This window comes from Rhodococcus ruber, from assembly GCF_027270735.1.
Taxonomy (GTDB): domain Bacteria; phylum Actinomycetota; class Actinomycetes; order Mycobacteriales; family Mycobacteriaceae; genus Rhodococcoides; species Rhodococcoides rubrum_A.
On the sequence record NZ_JAPWIJ010000006.1, the window covers coordinates 132,194 to 151,437 of the forward strand.

A 19,244-nucleotide genomic window follows, 5' to 3' on the forward strand; every position below is an offset into this window, starting at 1 on the left:
GATCAGCCCACAGAATCGAGACAACGCATGCCCATCACCCGGCAGATGCCCAAAGCCACCGACCTGCGCGACGTCCTCTCGTTCAAGAAGCCCGATCTGAACCTGCGTCGACGACGCCTCAGCGCGGCACTGACCATCGACGATCTCCGCACCATCGCCCGTCGCCGTACCCCACGCGCGGCATTCGACTACACCGACGGTGCCGCCGACGCGGAAATCTCGCTCTCACGGGCTCGTCAGGCCTTCCGCGACGTCGAATTCCATCCCTCGATCCTGCGGGACGTCTCCCACGTCGACACCTCGACGACGGTGTTCGGTGGGCCGTCCGCGCTCCCGTTCGGTATTGCACCGACGGGATTCACCCGCCTGATGCAGACCGAGGGTGAATACGCCGGTTCTGCCGCAGCCGGCGCTGCCGGAATCCCGTTCTGCCTATCGACCTTGGGCACCACGTCGATCGAGGACGTCAAGGCCACCAATCCGACTGGGCGAAACTGGTTCCAGCTTTACGTCATGCGCGACCGCGACATCTCGTTCGGGCTGGTCGAACGCGCCGCAAAGGAAGGCTTCGACACACTCCTGTTCACGGTCGACACACCGGTCGCCGGAGCTCGCCTACGAGACAAGCGAAACGGGTTCTCCATCCCGCCGCAGTTGACCGCGTCGACGATCGCCAACGCCATTCCGCGTCCGTGGTGGTGGTGGGACTTCCTCACCACGGCCAAGCTCGAATTCGCGTCGCTGTCTTCTACCGGCGGCACGGTCGGAGAGCTGCTCAATTCAGCGATGGATCCGTCCATTTCGTTCGAGGATCTGGACGTCATCCGCGACATCTGGCCCGGCAAGCTCGTCGTCAAAGGTGTTCAGTCGGTGGCCGATTCGGCACGTCTAGCCGAACTGGGAGTCGACGGCATCATTCTGTCGAACCACGGAGGTCGACAACTCGATCGCGCTCCCGTTCCGTTCCACCTGCTGCCCCAGGTCGTCCGCGAAGTCGGCTCCGACTTCGAAGTAGCCGTCGACACCGGCATCATGCACGGTGCCGACGTCGTCGCCTCCATCGCGATGGGAGCGTCCTTCACACTCGTCGGCCGGGCATACCTCTACGGCCTGATGGCCGGAGGTCGCGCGGGCGTCGACCGCATGATCGAGATCCTCCGCGAAGAAATAGTGCGCACCATGCAACTGCTGCAGGTCAATTCGCTTGCGGAACTGACCCCGGAGCACGTCACTCAGCTGACTCGATTGGCTCCCCTGCAATCAGGTGCGCGCACCTTCACGTCGAGCTGACCACCGCAGGCGGGCGGGCGTCCGGTCACCCCGGACCCGCCCGCGCCGAGGCGATGGCCTCGGACATTCCGAAGCGCCCGAGGAACACCGATTGCCCCACCGTCACGATCACGTCCCACTCGTCGATCGCGCACTCCCGCACATCGGTCGACATCCTGCTCGCTACTGATCGCGCCGTCTCACAAGCGTCGGACACCCCACGGTCCAGAGCCCCCGCCCCGGCCAACGCAGCGAGATCGGCCGCCGACTGCGCCTGATGACGAGCACCCACCGCCGAGCCGACGTGCATCACCATCACCACGACGGCTATCAACGCCGACATCGCCAGCGCCGCCAACACCGTCGCGCCACCCTCGTCGTCGCGCAGGCCCGTTCTCATTCCGCTGCAACCGGTTCCGCAGCAGCAACCGCCTCGGCCGACAGCGTCAATCCCGGTAGCGGACTCGCCACCTCCACCCGCGCGACGAAGAACTCCCCGTCCTCGATCACCGTGATGCGCGCACCGTCCGGCGCAACCCGCTCCCCCACCGAAACAGCCCGGGCCCCATCGCCCCTGGCCGCCAACCGAGCTGCCTCCCTGGCCGCATCCACGCAACCGATGTGCATCGTCACCGACACGATCGCACCGATGCACACCACGATCACCGCGACGATGGACGCGATCGCGAACGCCGCCTCCACCGTCACGGCACCGTCATCACCCACCGGTATCAGACGGCTGTGTTCAACGCTCGATCGATAATCCCCGTCAACGCCGCCACGATGCTGTCCCCGGTCACCACCGTGTACAGCACCGCCCCGAATGCCGCGGCCGCGATGGTACCGATCGCGTACTCCGCCGTGGACATCCCGTCGTCCTCCACTGCCAACAGTGCGATTCGAGTCTTCAACTCCTGCAGTGCGTTCTCGATCATCTCGATTCCCCTCCCTGTTCTCCGACGCGGCAGTTCCGCACCGGAAGATTGTCTGCGCGGCGGTCACAGCAGGCCGCCGCCCAGTACGTTGCCCGCCAGGCCGATCACCACGGGGATGATCCCGAGACAGATGAAGGCAGGCAGAAAGCACAGTCCCAGCGGCCCGCTGATCAGAACGCCCGCGCGTTCGGCCGCAGCGGCCGACGTGTCCTCGGCGCGAGTTCGTTGTGTTGCAGCCAGTTCCGTCATCGCCGACGCCATGGACGAGCCTGCCCGAGCCGAACGACGTGCCATTCGCGCCAGTGCCTCGGTTTCCGGATCGTGCGCGACGGCGTCCCATGCGGTCTCGGCATCGGCACCGAGTTCGAGCAGATCGGCGGCCTTGCGCAACGCCATCCCGAACGAGGCGGGAGCGGACTGCGCTGCGGCTGTAGCGGCCGTTGCTATCGGAAGCCCCGATCGCAAGCATGCGGCGAGCAGGTCGAATGTCGTCGCCACCGCGAGTGGATCGGGTCTCGAGGCATCGACAGTGTCGGCCTCGACGCGGCCATCGGCCGCATGTCTGCGCAGCCCGGTGCCAACCGAAGGCACAGCAACGAGCGCCGTCGCCACGCATAGGACTGCAGCCCACATCATGTCGTCACCTTGCCGGTGATCGCGTCGGTCCACAGCAGGCCCGCGCAGCCGAGTGCCGTGCCGATACACAGCAGAATGCCGCCCACCCCACCGCCGAGCAGAATCTGCAGCGGGTTCGCACCCATCAGCTGCCCGAGCGCTACACCGAGGATCGGCAGTCCAGCCAGCACCAACGCCGTAGCCCGCGCACCGGCCAGCGACGCCTCGGTTCGTTCGCGAAACCGTCTGCGCCCCAGCATGTCGTCGCGAACAGCGTCGAGCAGTTCGGCGAGCGCGAGCCCGTGCTCGTCGGCTACGTGCCACGCTGCGGCCAGCCGTCCGAGCTCGGCGTCCAGCAGCGAATCGGCCGCGGCAATACCGTCGGCAGCCCTGCCGCCGAGCCTGGATCGCGATGCCGCGCCGCGTAGCGCAGCCGAAGCGATTCCGCCGCATTCGTCGGCCGCCACCGCGCTGGCCGTGGCGGGGTGAGATCCCACGCGAAGCTCACCGACGATGACCTCGACTCCGGTTGCCAACCACTGCAATTCGGTCGCTCGTCGATCACGCTCCAACCGCCGCCTGAAGCGCCTCCACCCGGTACCTCCCGCCAACCCCGCTGCGGCCACGGCCCAGACGCCGCCGAGCCACCACACCGCGACAGCCGCAACCAGTGCAGCGCAGCTCGGCACCAGCCACCGCGGCACCGTCGATGCCCTGCGCTTCCCTTCAGCCAGTCCCCTGGAACCGTTCGGCCACAACAGAACTGCGACGGCGAAGAGCGTCAGCATGACCGTCATCGGGCATCGCCGCAGCGTCGGTCCAGCAGTTCGACCAGCCGACTCTCACCCGGCAGTGCGGGGCTGTCCACGGACCAGGCCGGCACGATGTGTACCCGTCCGGTCGAATCAACGTCGACCACCCCGATCTCACGCAGCCGTCGCGTACCGTCCGCGCTGCGATGAACGTGAAGCACCACCTGAACGGCCGCGGCGAGCTGACTGTGCAGCGCATCGCGTCCCATTCCGCCCAGCGCTGCAAGTGCTTCGAGACGCGCGGGCACTTCGGCGGGAGAGTTCGCATGGATCGTTCCGGCTCCGCCGTCGTGGCCGGTGTTGAGGGCCGTCATCAGGTCGATGACCTCGGCGCCGCGTACCTCCCCCATGACGAGCCGATCGGGGCGCATCCGCAGTGCTTGACGCACCAGCTGCCGCACCGATACCTCCCCCACCCCTTCGACATTGGGCGCACGAGCCACCAGACGCACCACATGCGGGTGCGTCGGAGCCAACTCGGCCGCGTCCTCCACGCAGACGATCCGTTCGGCCGGATCCACCTCGCCCAGCAGCGCGGCAAGCAATGTGGTCTTTCCGGCGCCGGTACCGCCGACGACCAGGAAAGCCAAGCGTCCGAACACGATCCGGCGCAACAGTTCGTATCCGCCATCGGTGACGGCACCGGATGCACGTAGTGCTGCGAGACCCTGGGTTGCCGGCCGCAACACCCGAAGCGACACGCACGTTCCACCACTGGCCACCGGTGCCAGCACAGCGTGCAGCCGGACGCCGAACACGTCCCGCCCCACTCCGGGCAGCCGACCGTCGACCCAGGGTTGCGCGTCGTCCAATCGGCGGCCGGCCGACAGCGCGAGCCGCTGCGCCAGCCGACGCACGGCAGATTCGTCGACGAAGCGAATGTCGGTGCGTTCGAGTCCGCGCCCACGATCGATCCATACCTGGTCCGGCGCGGTGACCAGAACATCTGTCACTCCGGGTTCGGACAGCAGCGGCTCGAGCGGGCCCGCTCCGGTCAGCTCGGTCTGCAGAACACGAAGAGCTGCAAGCATATCCGTGTCGCCGATGACACCGCCCGCCTCGGCTCGGATGGCAGCGGCAAGGGTCGCCGGAACGGGAGCGGCGGCAGATACAGCAAGGCGATCACGGACGCGGTCCAACAGATCCGCAGTGACGACGGCGCTCACGCCGCCCACCGCCGGGCGCCGGGCTTCTGCGCGAAGGTCTCCAGCACGCCACTCGCCGCTGCAGCCAAGGGAGAACGTCGACCGAGCACGAGTCCGCCCCGCTCGAGTCGCTCGGCCAATCCCGGCTCGGCACGCATCGACGTCAACAGCGGTAGATCGAGGGCGGCGGCAATGTCGTCGGCCCTCAGCCCGCCCGGTGCCGGCCCTCGAACGACGACACCGACGTTGGCATTTCGATCTGCCACGTGCGCTGCGACCGCTTCCGCGGAGGTGACGGCGCGTAGCTCCGCCGGCAGCACCAACACGACGAGGTCCGCGGCGGCGTACAGAGCGTCGGAAATCTCGCCGGGATGACGCGGGACATCGCACACCACCAGATCGCCCGCTGCGCGTCCTGCGTCGAGCACAGCCGTCACAGCGACGGCAGTCAGCCCGATGCTCGGCCTCTCGGATCTGCCCAGGGCCAACACCGACAACCCGTCCCGCGAGGGCAGTGCACCATGCAAGGCGTCGGCCGATACACGTCCACCTTCGACAACCAACCCGGACCACCGCAGACCGGGCATGTTCTCCCAGCCGAGCAACAGATCGAGTCCACTGCCGTAGCGGTCGCCCTCCACGAGCAATGCACGCCGACCCGAGCGGCTACCGCTGAGAGCGAGCGCAGTAGCGAGCGTCGACGATCCCGCTCCGCCCCGCGCGCCGACCACGGCGATGACGCCGCCATCTCCAGTCGGTGCCGACGCGGGCTCTCCGAGTACTCGAACGAGCGCGTCCTCGTCCGAGGGCAGTGAGATCACCTGTTCGGCCCCGAGGGCAGTCGCAGTTCGCCAGTCGTCGAGGGTGGGCGGCGCACCCGTGACCAGAATGACCCCCTCCCGCCGAGGGAATCCGTTCGACAATGCCGTCTCTGCGGACGAGAAATCGATCAGAATAATTCCGGTGCGATCCCAAATCGACCGCGTCGAACCGATACCGACCAGTAAGTTCTGCTCTTCCACAACACAATCCGCGGCTGCAGCGATTCGATACACGTCCTCGCGGAGGCCGCGAAGTTCGATCGACATCGTGACCGCAGGCTGTGCGCTTCGCTGTCGCGAGTCCGTTTCCATGCGCCAAGCCTGCGTGAGAATCTGCTCGAGATACGCGCGACTTGGGGAAATGTGGATAGATTCGGCCCTGTGGATGAATACCGGTACCCCTGTACCAATTTTCGACCTAACCCAGAAAAGAGGACGACCCTCGCCAGGGGGGGAGGAGGCGAGGGTCGTCTGGTTCAGCCCCGGGGGGTCGGGCTGAACACCGCCCGGAATGAACCGGGCTCGTAGAAAATACTACACCCGTGGACATCCTTGTTTGCAAGTTCAACCGTCGGATTTTCTGGATCGAGTTCGGCCGAGTCCCCCAGTGTCGCCGCGCAACATCCACCGGTCACCACCGGCCACTATGGTGACAAACGTGACCCAGATCGCGAGCAACGACGACGCCCCCGCCGGCCGACGCCCAGCGCGCGTCGCGGCATTCTTCGACCTCGACAAAACGATCATCGCGAAGTCGAGCACGCTGGCATTCAGCAAGCCGTTCTTCGACCAAGGTCTGATCAACCGGCGGGCAGTGCTCAAGAGCAGCTACGCGCAGTTCCTTTTCCTGCTCTCCGGGGCCGATCACGACCAGATGGAACGTATGCGCGCCCACATCGCGAGCATGACAGCCGGTTGGGATGTGGAACAGGTACGCGCTGTCGTCGCGGAAACCCTGCACAACATCGTCGACCCCCTCGTGTTCGCCGAAGCGGCCGACCTCATCGCCGACCACAAGCTCCGCGGACATGATGTCGTGATCGTCTCTGCATCCGGCGACGAAATCGTGCACCCCATCGCAGAACTGCTGGGGGCCGATCACAGCATGGCCACCACGATGGTGACCGTGGACGGCAAGTACATCGGCGAGGTCGACTTCTACTGCTACGGCGAGGGCAAGGTCGACGCCATGAACTCCCTGGCAGCGCAACACGATTACGACCTGGGTTCGAGCTACGCGTATTCGGACTCGATCACCGACGTACCGATGCTCCGCGCTGTCGGGCACCCGACGGCCGTCAACCCCGATCGCGCACTACGCAAGGAAGCCGCGTCCAACGGATGGCCGATTCTCACGTTCTCCAACCCGGTCTCGCTGCGATCGCGTATCCAGACCCCGTCAGGCAAGACCGTAGCGGTCAGTGCCGCAGCAAGTTTCAGCGCTCTTGCCGCAGGTGCGATCACCTACGGACTGTTTCGCAGAAAACGATGAGGGACAAACCCTTGATGTGAAGCGCGTCACGGGGTACAAAGGACGTACGGAAGAACGCAAGGCCAAGAACGAATCGGAAGAGAAGATTCGCTCTCCCGACCGGGATTCCCAGCACGGACACCGGCACCCACGCGGAGCTTGCCACCTAATGGCAGAAGCGCTGTGGGCCTGCGAAATTCGCCAATGATCAGCAAGAACCCTGCACCGGTTGCAGGGATGACCTCATCACTGTCGAATCCTCGCCGAGGCCACGTGGTAGTCCATCACAGCCCACCTGTGCACGCTTGGTAACCAGGCGCTCCGTGCTAACGGGCGGCGACGTCGACGCAAGTCGACATCGCCGCCCTTTTACGTGCTCACTACTGCGCGGCCTCGGCAATCGAAGTCGCCTCTGCCGCACCGGCTTCGAATGCTCCGCAGCACAGAATCACCCAACTCCCGACGCCCGTCGCAGTGCCCTCGGCGAATCCCGCGGCACCGTCTCGGTACGCGTTCGCGCGACGCATCCAGCTCACCTCGGGCACGCCGAGGTTGTGCGGATCGAATCCCGAGGATGCCGCTACCAGCCGTGACGCAGCCCGCGCAACGATACCGTCGGCAGATCCGAAAGCTTTGAGCGTCAACAACTCACCGTGCACCACCGCCGCGATCACCGGGGCGGGTGCCGAGGTTCCGCCGGTCACCAGCTGAGCGAGCAGATCGAGTCGCTCGCCTACTCCTGCATCGCCGCGAGGACGACCGAGGGCGGAGGCGTCGTCGACGAGATCGGCAGCGGCCAACAAGTGCAGACGAGCAAGGGTCTGCAAGGGGGCGCGCTTCCAGGTCGACAGCGTGTTCTGCAGAGCATCACCGTCCAGGGCGGCGGCGACTCGGAGTGCACCGGCGAGGACGGGGTCGCCTTCTTCGCCGTCGCGGGGGAAATCCATCGACCCGCCCTCCAGCGTCGAGGACGAGCGAGCCGCACGCACTGCGGCCTCGGCTGCGTTGGCCGGCCAGCCGCGACGGTTGGCCTTGTGCCGATGCACCGCGCCCAGAGCGTCACGCGCACGTTCGGCGGAGTCGACAACTCCGGGCAGTTCCAACAGCGGGGCGAGGGGGTCCGTCACGACAGACGACGGTACCCCCTCGCTCCCTGCGCCTAAGCGCCCAGTTGTACCGAACCACCCGGGATAGCCGCGAGTAGCTTCTGCGTGTACTCCTGTTGCGGATTGTCGAACACCGCATCGGTCGACGCTGCCTCGACGATCTCACCGCTACGCATCACCAACACGTCATCGGCGATCTGTCGGACCACCGCCAGATCGTGGGTGATGAACAGGTAGGTCAGGCCCAGTTCTGCCTGCAGATCGTTCAGCAGAGCCAGAATCTGTGCCTGGACCAACACATCCAGAGCAGACACCGCCTCGTCGCAGATGACCATTTCGGGCTCGAGCGCCAGAGCACGTGCGATCGCCACGCGCTGCCGTTGACCACCGGACAACTCGTTGGGGAATCGACGCATCACAGACGACGGCAAGGCCACCTTGTCCAGCAGATCCCGCACTCTGGCTTCACGTTCGGACTTCGAGCCCACCTTGTGCGTCCGCAGCGGCTCCTCGATCGTACTGAAGATCGAGTACATCGGATCGAGAGTGCCGTACGGGTTCTGAAAAATGGGCTGGACTCGACGACGGAACGCAAACGCATCCTTGTTGTTCAACCCGGCGACGTCGCGACCGTCGAACTTCACAGAACCTGCGGTAGGGGCCAACAAACCCAAAACCATCTGCGCGACAGTCGACTTGCCGGATCCGGATTCTCCGACGATGGCCGTGGTCGTGCCTCGTTCGACACCGAACGAGACATCGTTGACGGCGGTGAAGACGGACGATTTGAACGGGTTTCCGCCCCGGAGCTTGAACTCCTTGGTCAGACCCTCGACAACCAACACGGTGTCGGTAGCAGGCTCGAACCCCGAGTTCGCCGATTCCTCGGCGACGGCCTCGACCGCTACTTCCTTGGCTTGTTCGACTATCTCCTTGCGCAAGACCGAGGACTTCAATCGCTTCGACGCCAGAGATGGAGCCGCTGACACCAATTTCCTGGTGTAAGGATGCTGCGGGTCCTGCAAGATCTCCAGTGCCGGACCGGACTCCACGATCCGACCCTTGCTCATCACGACGAGGTGCTCTGCTCGTTCGGCGGCAAGTCCGAGGTCGTGAGTGATCAGCAATACTGCGGTGCCGAGTTCCTTCGTCAGACCCTCGAGGTGGTCGAGGATCTGCCGCTGAACGGTCACGTCGAGTGCCGATGTCGGCTCGTCCGCAATCAACAGCTTGGGCCGCGCGGACAGCCCGATCGCGATGAGCGCGCGCTGACGCATGCCGCCGGAGAACTCGTGCGGGTACTGATTGACGCGCTTCTCGGAATCGCCGAGCCCGGCTTCTTCCAACAGCTCGACTGCGCGTACGCGGGCAGCCTTCCCCTTGGCAATACCGTTGGCGGCCAACGCTTCCTCGATCTGGAATCCGATCTTCCACACCGGGTTCAGATTCGACATCGGGTCCTGAGGAACCAGGCCGATCCGACTTCCGCGAATGTCGACGAAGTCCTTCTCCTTCGCCTGCGCCAGGTCGCGACCCTCGAACAGGATGCGACCCGCCGTTACCTTTCCGGTTCCGGGCAGCAGGTTGATGATCGAGTGAGCGGTGGTCGACTTACCCGAGCCCGATTCACCCACGATCGCTACCGTCTGTCCCGGGTAGACCGTCAGAGAAACGCCACGGACGGCAGGAACAGGGCCGGAATTGGATGTGAACGACACTTCGAGATCTTGGATGTCGAGCAGAGGTTGCTCCACTGCGACGCCTTGGCGGTCGGTCATCGCTTCCTCGCCTTCGGATCGAGGGCGTCACGCAACGCGTCACCCATCATGATGAAGCCGAGCACCGTGATAGCAAGTGCTGCAGCGGGATAGAACAGGATGGTCGAGCCCTGGCGCAGAGTGACCTGCGCGGCACTGATGTCGCCGCCCCATGACACCTCGGTCGGAGGGAGGCCGATACCGAGGAACGACAGAGTTGCCTCCGCCACGATGAACGTTCCGAGCGAAATCGTCGTGATAACGATGATCGGAGCCATCGCGTTGGGCAGCACGTGTCGAACGAGAGTGCGGAGCCGGGTCAATCCCAGTGCCTGCGAGGCCATTACGTAATCGTTGCCCTTCGCCGACAGCACCGCACCACGGGTGATTCGGGCCATCTGCGGCCAACCGAACAGTGCCAACACCAGGATGACGGTGAAAATCGTGCGGTCGGTGAACAGCTGCATCAGCACGATCGCAGCGAGGATCAGCGGTACACCGAAGAAGATGTCGGTGATGCGGGAGAGCAAGGAGTCCGCAAGTCCTCCGTAGAAGCCGGCGAGAGCACCGAACACGACGCCGATGATCAGGACCAGGAGGGTTACACCGACACCGGTCAGCACCGACGCGCGGGCACCGAAGAGCACCCGAGAGTAGATGTCGCATCCCTGTCGGTCGTACCCGAACCAATGCCCGGATCCCGGCCCCTGCATGCTGAATTGCAAGTCGCAGAAGCGCGGATCGGTGCTGGTGAACAAACCGGGAACTGCAGCCACGACGATGACTGCCACGATGATGATCGCGGAGACGATGAACATCGGACGCGTGCGTAAGTTCTTCCAGGCGTCGGACCAGATGCTCGCCGGTGCGTCGTCGATGACGACGGCATCGGTCTGGGACACGTCGACGACCTGATCGGCTTCGACGAAACGGGCTTGGCGAGTAGCGCGATCGGCGTCGACGCTGTTCGGAGTGATCGGATCAGACATAGCGAATCCTTGGGTCGAGCGCGGCGTAGAGAAGGTCGACGATGAGATTGGCGACCAGATAGACAACGATCAGGACGGTCACGAACGACACGACGGTCGGCGCTTCGCCTCGGATGACGGCTTGGTAGATGGTTCCGCCGACTCCGTTGATGTTGAAGATTCCCTCGGTGATGATGGCACCGCCCATGAGGCTGGCGAGGTCTGCTCCGAGGAACGTCACGACGGGAATCAGAGAGTTGCGCAGCACGTGCACGTTGACGACGCGGCCGCGTGAGAGGCCCTTCGCCGTCGCCGTCCGAACGAAGTCCGCACTCAGGTTCTCGGCGACCGATGTTCTCGTGAGCCGAACGACGTATGCGAACGACACGGCACCGAGAACGAAGGCCGGCAGCAGCAGATTGGTGAAGCTGGTGTTGCCGCCCACCGTCGGGGGCACCCACCCCCATTTGATGCCGATGAAGAACTGAGCCAGGAAGCCGATGACGAAGATCGGCACGGCGATGATGACGAGGCTGACGACGAGGACCGTCGAGTCGAACAACTTGCCCTTGCGCAGTCCGGCGATCAGACCGAAGCCGATACCGAACACGGCCTCGATCACGAGGGCCATCGAGGCAAGTTTGGCGGTGATCGGAAACGCTTGTACGAGAACTTCACTGACCGGGCGGCCCGAGAAGGACATGCCGAAGTCGAAGGTGAAGATGCCCTTCAGGTACAGCAGGTACTGCACGATGAACGGCTGGTCGAGGTGATAGCGGGCACGTAGTTGATCGGCGACGGCGGGACTGATCGCCTTGTCTCCGGCCAGTGCGGCGATGGGGTCTCCTGGCAGCAGGAAGACCATGGCATAGATCAAGAATGTCGCCCCGATGAACACGGGGATCATCTGAAGTAATCGGCGTCCGATGTACCAGAGCATCGGATCACCTCCTTTGGAGGAAGGTGGACGTCACGGCAGAGGACAAGGATCAGCTGCAGCGGGGCGTCGAGCGTAGGTGCGGGAACGAGCACGCGAGAAGGGCGGCAGGTGGAAGACCTACCGCCCTTCTCGGTCTCTACTGAGGTGGAGCGAACGAGATCAGTTCTTCTCGATCTGGTTGTAGATCGGGATTCCGTCCCAACCGATCTTGACGTTGGTGACGTTCTCCGACCAACCGCTGGCCGCGTTGCGGTACCAGGTCGGCACAGCAGGCAGATCGTTGAGCAGGAGTTCCTGAGCCTGGTTGGTCAGGTCCTGTGCCTTGGTCTTGTCGGTTTCGCCGGCAGACGCACGAAGCAGACGATCGAACTCGGGGTTCGAGTAGTCACCGTCGTTGGAGCTGCCACCGGTCTGGTAGTTCTGCGCCAGGAAGCCGTACTGCTGCGGGTAGTCGCCCTGCCAGCCCGAGCGGAACGCCGTAGCGATGGTGCGGTTGGTTGCCTCGGTACGCAGCTGAGCGAACGTCGGGTACGGCGCGCCCTGTGCTTCGATGCCGAGCGTGTTGCGGATGCTGTTGCTGACCGCGTCGACCCATTCCTGATGGCCACCGTCGGAGTTGTACGCGATGGAGAACGTGCCGGACCACGGCGCGATCGCGTCGGCCTGTGCCCACAGGGCCTTGGCACCGTCGGGGTCGTACTCGACGTTCGAGACATCGGAGAGGTCACCGGTCCAGCCGTCGATGGCGGGGCTGGTGAAATCCTTTGCCGGGGTGCGGGTCTTGTTGAAGATCTGCTCGGTGATCTGGTCGCGGTTGATCGCCTTCGAGATCGCCTGACGACGGAGCACGCCCTCCTCGCCGCCGAAGTGTGCGAGACGGCCCGGGATGGTGAAGGCCTCGATGGACGCGGACGGCTGGTTCACCGTGCGGCCGGGCAGATCGGACTCGAACGTGGTGACAGCCGATGCCGGAACGTTGTCGAGAACGTCGACGTTGTTCGAGAGCAGATCGGTGTACGCGGTGTCGAGATTGCTGTACAGAATGAAGCTGATGCCGCCGTTGGCGGGCTTGCGGTTACCGGCGTAGTCCGGGTTGGTCACCAGGTCGATCTTGACGTTGTGCTGCCAAGCGCCTTCCTGAGCGAACTTGTACGGGCCGTTGCCGATCGGGTTCTCACCGAAGGCTGCAATGTCCTGGTACGCAACCTCGGGCAACGGGTAGTACGCGGCGAAACCGAGACGATCCGGGAACGCTGCCTCGGGCTGCTTGAGCTCGATGGTGAACGTCTTGTCGTCGACGACCTTCAGACCGGACATGGTCTGAACCGTCGGATTCTCGGCAGCGACCTCGTCGTAACCCTGAATCGGATCGAAGAACGAGCCCTGCAGCTGCGCGTTGGTCGAGAGGGCACCGTAGTTCCACGCGTCGACGAACGAGTTCGAGGTAACCGGAGTGCCGTCGGTGAACGTCCACCCGTCCTTCAGCGTGACGGTGTAGTTCTGGCCGTCGGTGGTGTCGATCGAATCGGCAACCTCGTTCTCGACACCGCCCTCGGGGGTGTACGAAACCAGGCCGGCGAAGATCGAGTCGACGACTCGTCCACCGGTATTTTCACTCGTGTTGGTCGGAACCAGCGGGTTCTGCGGCTCGCCGCTCCAGGCGTTGATGATCGCGGAGCCGTCTCCCGATCCACCACCGCCGGTCGAATCGCTCGAAGAGCACGCCGTGACCAGCGCCGCTCCAACGACAACTGCAATCGCAGCTGACGCGATGCGTGTTTTACGCAAGGAAATCCTCCATCCAGATGTGAACACGGGGTCGTCCGTGCTCAGTTCCTCGGGCGCGACGCCCGGGGTTTCGTGGGCAACCGCATGGCACGGCATGTGAGCCGTTCCAACGATCTGATGGGATGGACTTTAGACACATCCTGAAACGAACATGTGAACTCCCCCAGATTTTGCTGACCCGTCAGTAACTCCGAAACATGATCGAAACGTTTGAGCAAGTCGATTTCTCACATTTCGGGCTGGGACCCCGCCGAGCCGACTCACCAGGCACCCCGACTACCGCCCATCGTGCAGAAACTACCGATCACCGCAGATCAGGGGGTTGCAGGCGATTGCAACGGTGCGATCGCGATCACATGTGACTACCCTCACTAGGGGCTCGAGACCGGCTGACAAGTGCCGTTTCATGGGTGAAAAGCATCGGACGAAAGAGAGCTATTCGAGATGACGACCAGTACCTCCGGAACCGACGAGACCGCGGTTGCTTCCTACGCACCCTCGGCCGAGTTCACGGCTCAGGCGAACGCTCAGGCGGATCTCTACACCGCCGCGGAGAAGGACCGACTCGGGTTCTGGGCCGAGCAGGCCCGCCGCCTGCACTGGCACACCCCGTTCACCGAGGTACTCGACTGGTCCGACGCCCCCGTCGCCAAATGGTTCGCCGACGGCGAACTCAACGTCGCCTACAACTGCGTCGACCGCCACGTCCTCGACGGCCACGGCGACCAAGTCGCCATCCACTGGGAAGGCGAACCCGGCGACAGCCGCGACGTCACCTACACCGACCTGCTCGCCGAGGTCAGCCAAGCCGCCAACACCCTGACCGAACTCGGCCTCGTCTCCGGCGACCGAGTCGCGATCTACATGCCCATGATCCCCGAGGCCATCGTCTCGATGCTCGCCTGCGCGCGCCTCGGCCTGACGCACTCGGTCGTCTTCGCCGGCTTCTCGGCCACCGCGCTGCGCTCACGCATCGACGACGCCGAAGCCAAACTCGTCATCACCACCGACGGACAATGGCGACGCGGCAAACCCGCCCCCATCAAGGACACCGTCGACGAAGCAGTCGACGGGGCGGCATCGATCGAACACGTGCTCGTGGTCAAGCGCACCGACTCCGACGTCGCCTGGACCGACGGACGCGACCTGTGGTGGCACGACACCGTCGCCAAGGCGTCGACAGAACACGAGGCGCAGCCGTTCCCGGCAGAGCATCCACTGTTCATCCTCTACACCTCCGGCACGACGGGTAAGCCCAAGGGCATCATCCACACCTCCGGCGGCTACCTGACGCAGACCTCGTACACCCACCACAACGTCTTCGACCACAAGGCCGGCACGGACGTCTACTGGTGCACCGCCGACATCGGCTGGGTCACCGGACATTCCTACATCGTCTACGGGCCGCTCTCGAACCGCGCCACCCAGGTCGTCTACGAAGGCACCCCCAATTCGCCCGACGAGCACCGGCATTGGAACGTCATCGAGAAGTACAAGGTCTCGATCTACTACACCTCTCCCACCCTCGTACGCACATTCATGAAGTGGGGCAAGGAGATTCCCGAAGCCCACGACCTGAGCTCGATCCGCCTGCTCGGCTCCGTCGGCGAACCCATCAACCCCGAGGCGTGGCGCTGGTTCCGCGACGTCGTCGGCGGCGGCACCGCCCCGATCGTCGACACCTGGTGGCAGACCGAGACCGGCGCGATCATGATCTCCCCACTGCCCGGCGTCACCGCCACCAAACCCGGCTCGGCGATGACCCCGCTGCCCGGTATCTCCGCCAAGATCGTCGACGACGACGCCAAACCACTGGGCAACGGCGGCAACGGCTACCTCGTCCTCGACGAGCCGTGGCCGGCGATGCTGCGCGGAATCTGGGGCGACATGGAGCGCTACAAGGACACCTACTGGTCCCGCTACGCCGAAGAAGGCTGGTACTTCGCCGGCGACGGCGCCAAGTACGACGACGACGGCGCCCTGTGGGTCCTCGGCCGCGTCGACGACGTCATGAACGTCTCCGGCCACCGCATCTCCACCTCCGAGGTCGAGTCCGCACTGGTCACCCATCACAGTGTCGCCGAAGCCGCCGTCGTCGGAGCCGCCGACGACACCACCGGACAGGGCATCGTCGCGTTCGTCATCCTGCGTGCCGGCGAGGAGAACACCGGCGATGCGTTGATCGCCGAACTCAAAGCGCAGGTCTCGAAAGAGATTTCGCCGATCGCCCGACCACGCGAGATCTCCATCGTGCCGGAACTCCCGAAGACCCGCTCCGGCAAGATCATGCGCCGCCTCCTCCGCGACGTCGCCGAAGGCCGCGAACTCGGCGACGTCTCCACCCTCGTCGACCCGAAGGTATTCGAGGCAATCAAAAAAGGCCGGTAAGTGCTTCGCGCATGTGCGCGGAAACTCGTAGTGGGCTACGGGCGGATTCGAGCGGTGGTTGCAACGTGCCTGATCATTAGGGATGTTTGCGATGGTTCACCCGGGTTTCTCTCATCAGGTTCGGATGGCGTTCTGGTCACTGCGTAGTAGTGGCGTGACGGTCAAGGATGCTGCCCTTGCGGTCGGGATCAGCGAGGGCAGCGGCTGGAACTGGGTGTACGAACGCGGTGGTGTACGGCCACGTTCGACGCCGCCACCGACGGGCCGTTTCCTCTCATTGGAGGAGCGGGAGTTCATCGCCGACGGTGTCCGGGACGGCTGGACGATGACCGCGATCGCAGCATGCTTGCGTCGATCGGTGTCGACGATCAGTCGAGAACTCAAGCGGCACAGCTATTTCCGTGGTCAGTACAAGCCGCATCAGGCCGAACGTGATGCCCGGAAGGCAGCCAAACGTCCGAAGAAGGGCAAGCTCGAGCTGACACCGTTACTGCGCGATCGGGTGCAGGCGCTGCTCGAGTTGGACTACTCGCCCGAACAGATCTCGGCGACACTGAGGAAGGAATTTCCTCACTCGCCGGAGATGCATGTGTCGCACGAAACGATCTATCAAAGCTTGTACGTTCAGAGCAAAGGTGGCCTGACCAAGGAGCTGACCAGGCACCTTCGGACGGGTCGGCCGGTGCGTCTCGCGCATCGCCGTACCACCGAACGGCGATCGAAAATCCGCGGGATGATCAACATTTCCGAGCGGCCCGCCGAGGTCGCCGACCGCAACGTTCCCGGCCATTGGGAGGGTGATCTGATCATCGGCACCAAGGGCGGGTCGGCGATCGGGACGTTGGTCGAGCGGACGTCGAGGTTGGTGATGTTGCTGCATCTGCCCACAGATCATTCGGCGGCGTCGGTGGCCGAGGCGATGACGGCGAAGATCGCGGAACTGCCTGCGGCACTGATGCGTTCGATCACCTGGGATCAAGGTGGGGAGATGGCCAAGCATGCCGAGATCACCATCGCCACAGGAGTGCAGATCTACTTCTGTGATCCGCACTCCCCGTGGCAGCGGGGGACCAATGAGAACACCAACGGCCTGCTCCGTCAATACTTCAAGAAGGGCACCGACTTGTCGGTGCACGGTCCCGAACGGCTCGACGAGGTCGCCGCTCTACTGAACAACCGCCCCAGAAAAACCCTGGGATGGGATACTCCCCTCGAGGAGTACAACAAACGACTGCTCGTTGCGACGACCACGTGAACCCGTCACGAGGTTCCGTGCACATGCGGCGCAGCCGCTCAGGCCGCCAAGGCCGTCAGATCGAACACCGTGTAATCGCCGACGGTCCTCGGTGTGAAAGTCGCAGCCACCCAGTCACCGATCACCGACGGCCTGGATTTGCCCGTTCCCGCGATGAAGTAGTGGATCTTTCCCGCGGCCACGTCGGCCTCGAATTGTTCGAGTGTGGGCGACGGGTCGGTTCCGGAGAATCCGCCCACCGGCATCACCGGGTCGTCGGTCGCGAGTTGTAGAACCGCGGCGGCATTGGATCCGATCGTGGCCGCCGCCCAGGTGTACTTCTGCGGATCGGCTTCGAGGAGTCCGGTCAACTCCGCGTCGGGAGTAGATGGGGAGCCGAATTGCGTTGACCGCTCGGCATCTTCATCCCCTCGACCACTTCGATACGCGGCCTGGTCGGACGCAACGGCAGGCCCGGCCGACGGGCCACCTCCCGTGTGTGGAGTGACCACGGTATCGGCGACGTAGGCAACGGGGCCCGCGAGAGCGACCGCAATTGCCAACGCCCCCAGTGCAATCGACATCGGTCGGGACCGACGGAACACCAGGGCCACTGCGACGAAGACCCCGACTCCCAGCACCACCCATCGCAGCCACGGCAGGAATTCAGGACTGCGGGCCAGAAAGACGAACGAGGTAGCCGTCGTGATCGCCGATGCCAACACGAGAACAGCTCGCCACCAAGCTTTTTCGCGTCGCGCCCACAGCTCGTGGAGAGCCGCTCCGACAATGGCGGCGATCGCCGGAGCGACGACGATCGTGTAGTAGGGGTGAAAAGTGCCCGACATGAAGCTGAACACCAGCGAGCACCCGACGAGCCACAGTCCCCACATCACGAACCAGGCGCGTCGAAAGTCCCGCCGAAGAGCTTTGCCGCGCAACACGATTCCCGCGACCACGAGCACCAGCGCGGCCGGAATCAGCCACGAGATCTGACCGCCCTGGGCAGCCGCGAACATCCGGGTGATGCCCGTCTGCGGTCCGTGGCCGCCCGGACCGAAACCGCCCGCCTGCGCTGCATCACCGGCAGACGATCCGGCGGTGCCCGCGTGTTCGTTACCGGTCAACCTACCAAAGCCGTTGTAGCCGAAGGTCAGATCCAGAATGCTGTCGGTCTTCGATCCACCGACCCAGGGGCGGTCCGCTGCCGGCACCAGTTGCACGATCGCCACCCACCATCCAGCAGAGACGAGCACTGCGGCACCGGCGGCGAGCAACTGCAGCAGTCGAGTTCCGAGCTTGGGCGGACCGAACGCCGCGTAGGCCACGGCAAGAGCCGGAACAACGAGGAACGCCTGCAGCTGTTTGGTCAGAAATCCGAGACCCACAACAGCGCCCGTCAGCACCAGCCAGCGAGTGCGTCCGTCTTCGAGAGCACGCAGCATCGCCCACGCTGCCCCCAACAGGGTGAGGGTGAGCAAGGCGTCGGGATTGTCGTAGCGGAACATCAGCGCGAAGGTCGGCGTAGTGGCCAAGACCGCGCCCGCAATCAGCGCTGCCCCGTACCCGAATCGACGGGCGACGATCGCGTACATGATTCCCACGCTCAGCACGGCCATCAGCACCTGCGGCAACAACAGCGACCACGAGTTGAGGCCGAAGATTCGTACCGAGAGCTCCATGATCCACAGCGATGCCGGCGGCTTGTCCACCGTGATGGAGTTCGCGGCGTCGGACGAACCGAACAGGAATGCCTTCCAACTGATCGAACCGGCCTGAACGGCCGCCGCGTAGAAGGAATTACCCCACTGCTCGCGGTTCAGATCGAGGGCATATGCCCCTGCTGTTCCGACGAGAAGGGCGGCTAGAGCGGGCAACGCCCAGCGCGGTCGACGCGCGTCGCGCTCGGAAGCGGTGGTCACAGGGAGGATGGTCACAAACGATCACTGTTGCCCTCGACCCTGAGGGTCCGCTGCCGACTTCCTGGCAATCGCC

General features: G+C 64.3%; 17 protein-coding genes. 4 read left to right on the plus strand and 13 right to left on the minus strand.

Going from position 1 to position 19,244, the window contains the following annotated elements; genetic code table 11:
• The first annotated feature begins 27 nt into the window (after positions 1 to 27).
• Complete coding sequence (locus O4220_RS15450) at positions 28 to 1,290, plus strand: alpha-hydroxy acid oxidase (protein ID WP_269605688.1); 1,263 nt, start codon at positions 28 to 30, stop codon at positions 1,288 to 1,290.
• Positions 1,291 to 1,315: 25 nt separating this feature from the next.
• On the opposite strand, the gene O4220_RS15455 is transcribed toward O4220_RS15450, so the two are convergent.
• The 7 genes from O4220_RS15455 to ssd all read right to left on the minus strand — a co-directional run bounded on the left by O4220_RS15455 (position 1,316) and on the right by ssd (position 5,909).
• Positions 1,316 to 1,669: an Rv3654c family TadE-like protein gene (locus O4220_RS15455; RefSeq protein ID WP_269605690.1), complete on the minus strand. Its 354-nt coding sequence runs from the start codon at positions 1,667 to 1,669 to the stop codon at positions 1,316 to 1,318.
• Positions 1,666 to 1,995: a TadE family type IV pilus minor pilin gene (locus tag O4220_RS15460; RefSeq protein WP_269605692.1), complete on the minus strand. Its 330-nt coding sequence runs from the start codon at positions 1,993 to 1,995 to the stop codon at positions 1,666 to 1,668. The genes O4220_RS15455 and O4220_RS15460 overlap by 4 nt, the downstream gene beginning before the upstream one ends.
• 5 nt (positions 1,996 to 2,000) lie before the next feature.
• Positions 2,001 to 2,204 (minus strand): DUF4244 domain-containing protein, encoded by a 204-nt coding sequence (locus tag O4220_RS15465; RefSeq protein ID WP_269605694.1) that lies wholly within the window; start codon positions 2,202 to 2,204, stop codon positions 2,001 to 2,003.
• 63 nt (positions 2,205 to 2,267) lie between these two features.
• Positions 2,268 to 2,840: a type II secretion system F family protein gene (locus tag O4220_RS15470; protein WP_269605696.1), complete on the minus strand. Its 573-nt coding sequence runs from the start codon at positions 2,838 to 2,840 to the stop codon at positions 2,268 to 2,270.
• Positions 2,837 to 3,616 carry a type II secretion system F family protein gene (locus O4220_RS15475; RefSeq protein ID WP_269605699.1) on the minus strand — a complete coding sequence of 260 codons (780 nt, stop codon included), beginning with the start codon at positions 3,614 to 3,616 and terminating at the stop codon, positions 2,837 to 2,839. Before O4220_RS15475 ends, O4220_RS15470 begins: the two co-directional genes overlap by 4 nt.
• Positions 3,613 to 4,806 (minus strand): TadA family conjugal transfer-associated ATPase, encoded by a 1,194-nt coding sequence (locus O4220_RS15480; protein ID WP_269605701.1) that lies wholly within the window; start codon positions 4,804 to 4,806, stop codon positions 3,613 to 3,615. Before O4220_RS15480 ends, O4220_RS15475 begins: the two co-directional genes overlap by 4 nt.
• Positions 4,794 to 5,909 (minus strand): septum site-determining protein Ssd, encoded by a 1,116-nt coding sequence (gene ssd, locus O4220_RS15485; RefSeq protein ID WP_269605704.1) that lies wholly within the window; start codon positions 5,907 to 5,909, stop codon positions 4,794 to 4,796. Before ssd ends, O4220_RS15480 begins: the two co-directional genes overlap by 13 nt.
• Positions 5,910 to 6,243: 334 nt before the next feature.
• Here ssd and O4220_RS15490 point away from each other — a divergent pair, with 334 nt between their 5' ends.
• Positions 6,244 to 7,089, plus strand: coding sequence for an HAD family hydrolase (locus tag O4220_RS15490; RefSeq protein ID WP_269605706.1), 846 nt, complete (start codon positions 6,244 to 6,246; stop codon positions 7,087 to 7,089).
• Positions 7,090 to 7,448: 359 nt separating this feature from the next.
• On the opposite strand, the gene O4220_RS15495 is transcribed toward O4220_RS15490, so the two are convergent.
• From O4220_RS15495 to O4220_RS15515, 5 genes are all read right to left on the minus strand, one after another.
• The gene (locus O4220_RS15495) at positions 7,449 to 8,195 is read right to left on the minus strand and encodes an oxidoreductase (RefSeq protein WP_269605708.1); all 747 of its coding nucleotides are present in this window, start codon (positions 8,193 to 8,195) and stop codon (positions 7,449 to 7,451) included.
• A 32-nt stretch (positions 8,196 to 8,227) separates the two neighbouring features.
• The gene (locus O4220_RS15500) at positions 8,228 to 9,952 is read right to left on the minus strand and encodes a dipeptide ABC transporter ATP-binding protein (protein ID WP_269605710.1); all 1,725 of its coding nucleotides are present in this window, start codon (positions 9,950 to 9,952) and stop codon (positions 8,228 to 8,230) included.
• Entirely contained in the window at positions 9,949 to 10,920 is a 972-nt protein-coding gene (locus O4220_RS15505; RefSeq protein WP_269605712.1) for an ABC transporter permease, read from the minus strand. The genes O4220_RS15500 and O4220_RS15505 overlap by 4 nt, the downstream gene beginning before the upstream one ends.
• Positions 10,913 to 11,839, minus strand: coding sequence for an ABC transporter permease (locus O4220_RS15510; protein ID WP_269605715.1), 927 nt, complete (start codon positions 11,837 to 11,839; stop codon positions 10,913 to 10,915). Before O4220_RS15510 ends, O4220_RS15505 begins: the two co-directional genes overlap by 8 nt.
• 159 nt (positions 11,840 to 11,998) lie before the next feature.
• Positions 11,999 to 13,627: a peptide ABC transporter substrate-binding protein gene (locus O4220_RS15515; RefSeq protein WP_269605717.1), complete on the minus strand. Its 1,629-nt coding sequence runs from the start codon at positions 13,625 to 13,627 to the stop codon at positions 11,999 to 12,001.
• 444 nt (positions 13,628 to 14,071) lie between these two features.
• Between O4220_RS15515 and acs the strand changes: the two genes are divergently transcribed.
• Positions 14,072 to 16,015 (plus strand): acetate--CoA ligase, encoded by a 1,944-nt coding sequence (gene acs, locus O4220_RS15520; protein WP_269605720.1) that lies wholly within the window; start codon positions 14,072 to 14,074, stop codon positions 16,013 to 16,015.
• A 91-nt stretch (positions 16,016 to 16,106) separates the two neighbouring features.
• Entirely contained in the window at positions 16,107 to 17,270 is a 1,164-nt protein-coding gene (locus O4220_RS15525; protein WP_420030400.1) for an IS30 family transposase, read from the plus strand.
• Between the two features lie 38 nt (positions 17,271 to 17,308).
• Here O4220_RS15525 and O4220_RS15530 read toward each other — a convergent pair whose 3' ends face one another.
• Positions 17,309 to 19,171: a glycosyltransferase family 39 protein gene (locus O4220_RS15530; protein WP_269605722.1), complete on the minus strand. Its 1,863-nt coding sequence runs from the start codon at positions 19,169 to 19,171 to the stop codon at positions 17,309 to 17,311.
• Between the last annotated feature and the right edge of the window lie 73 nt (positions 19,172 to 19,244).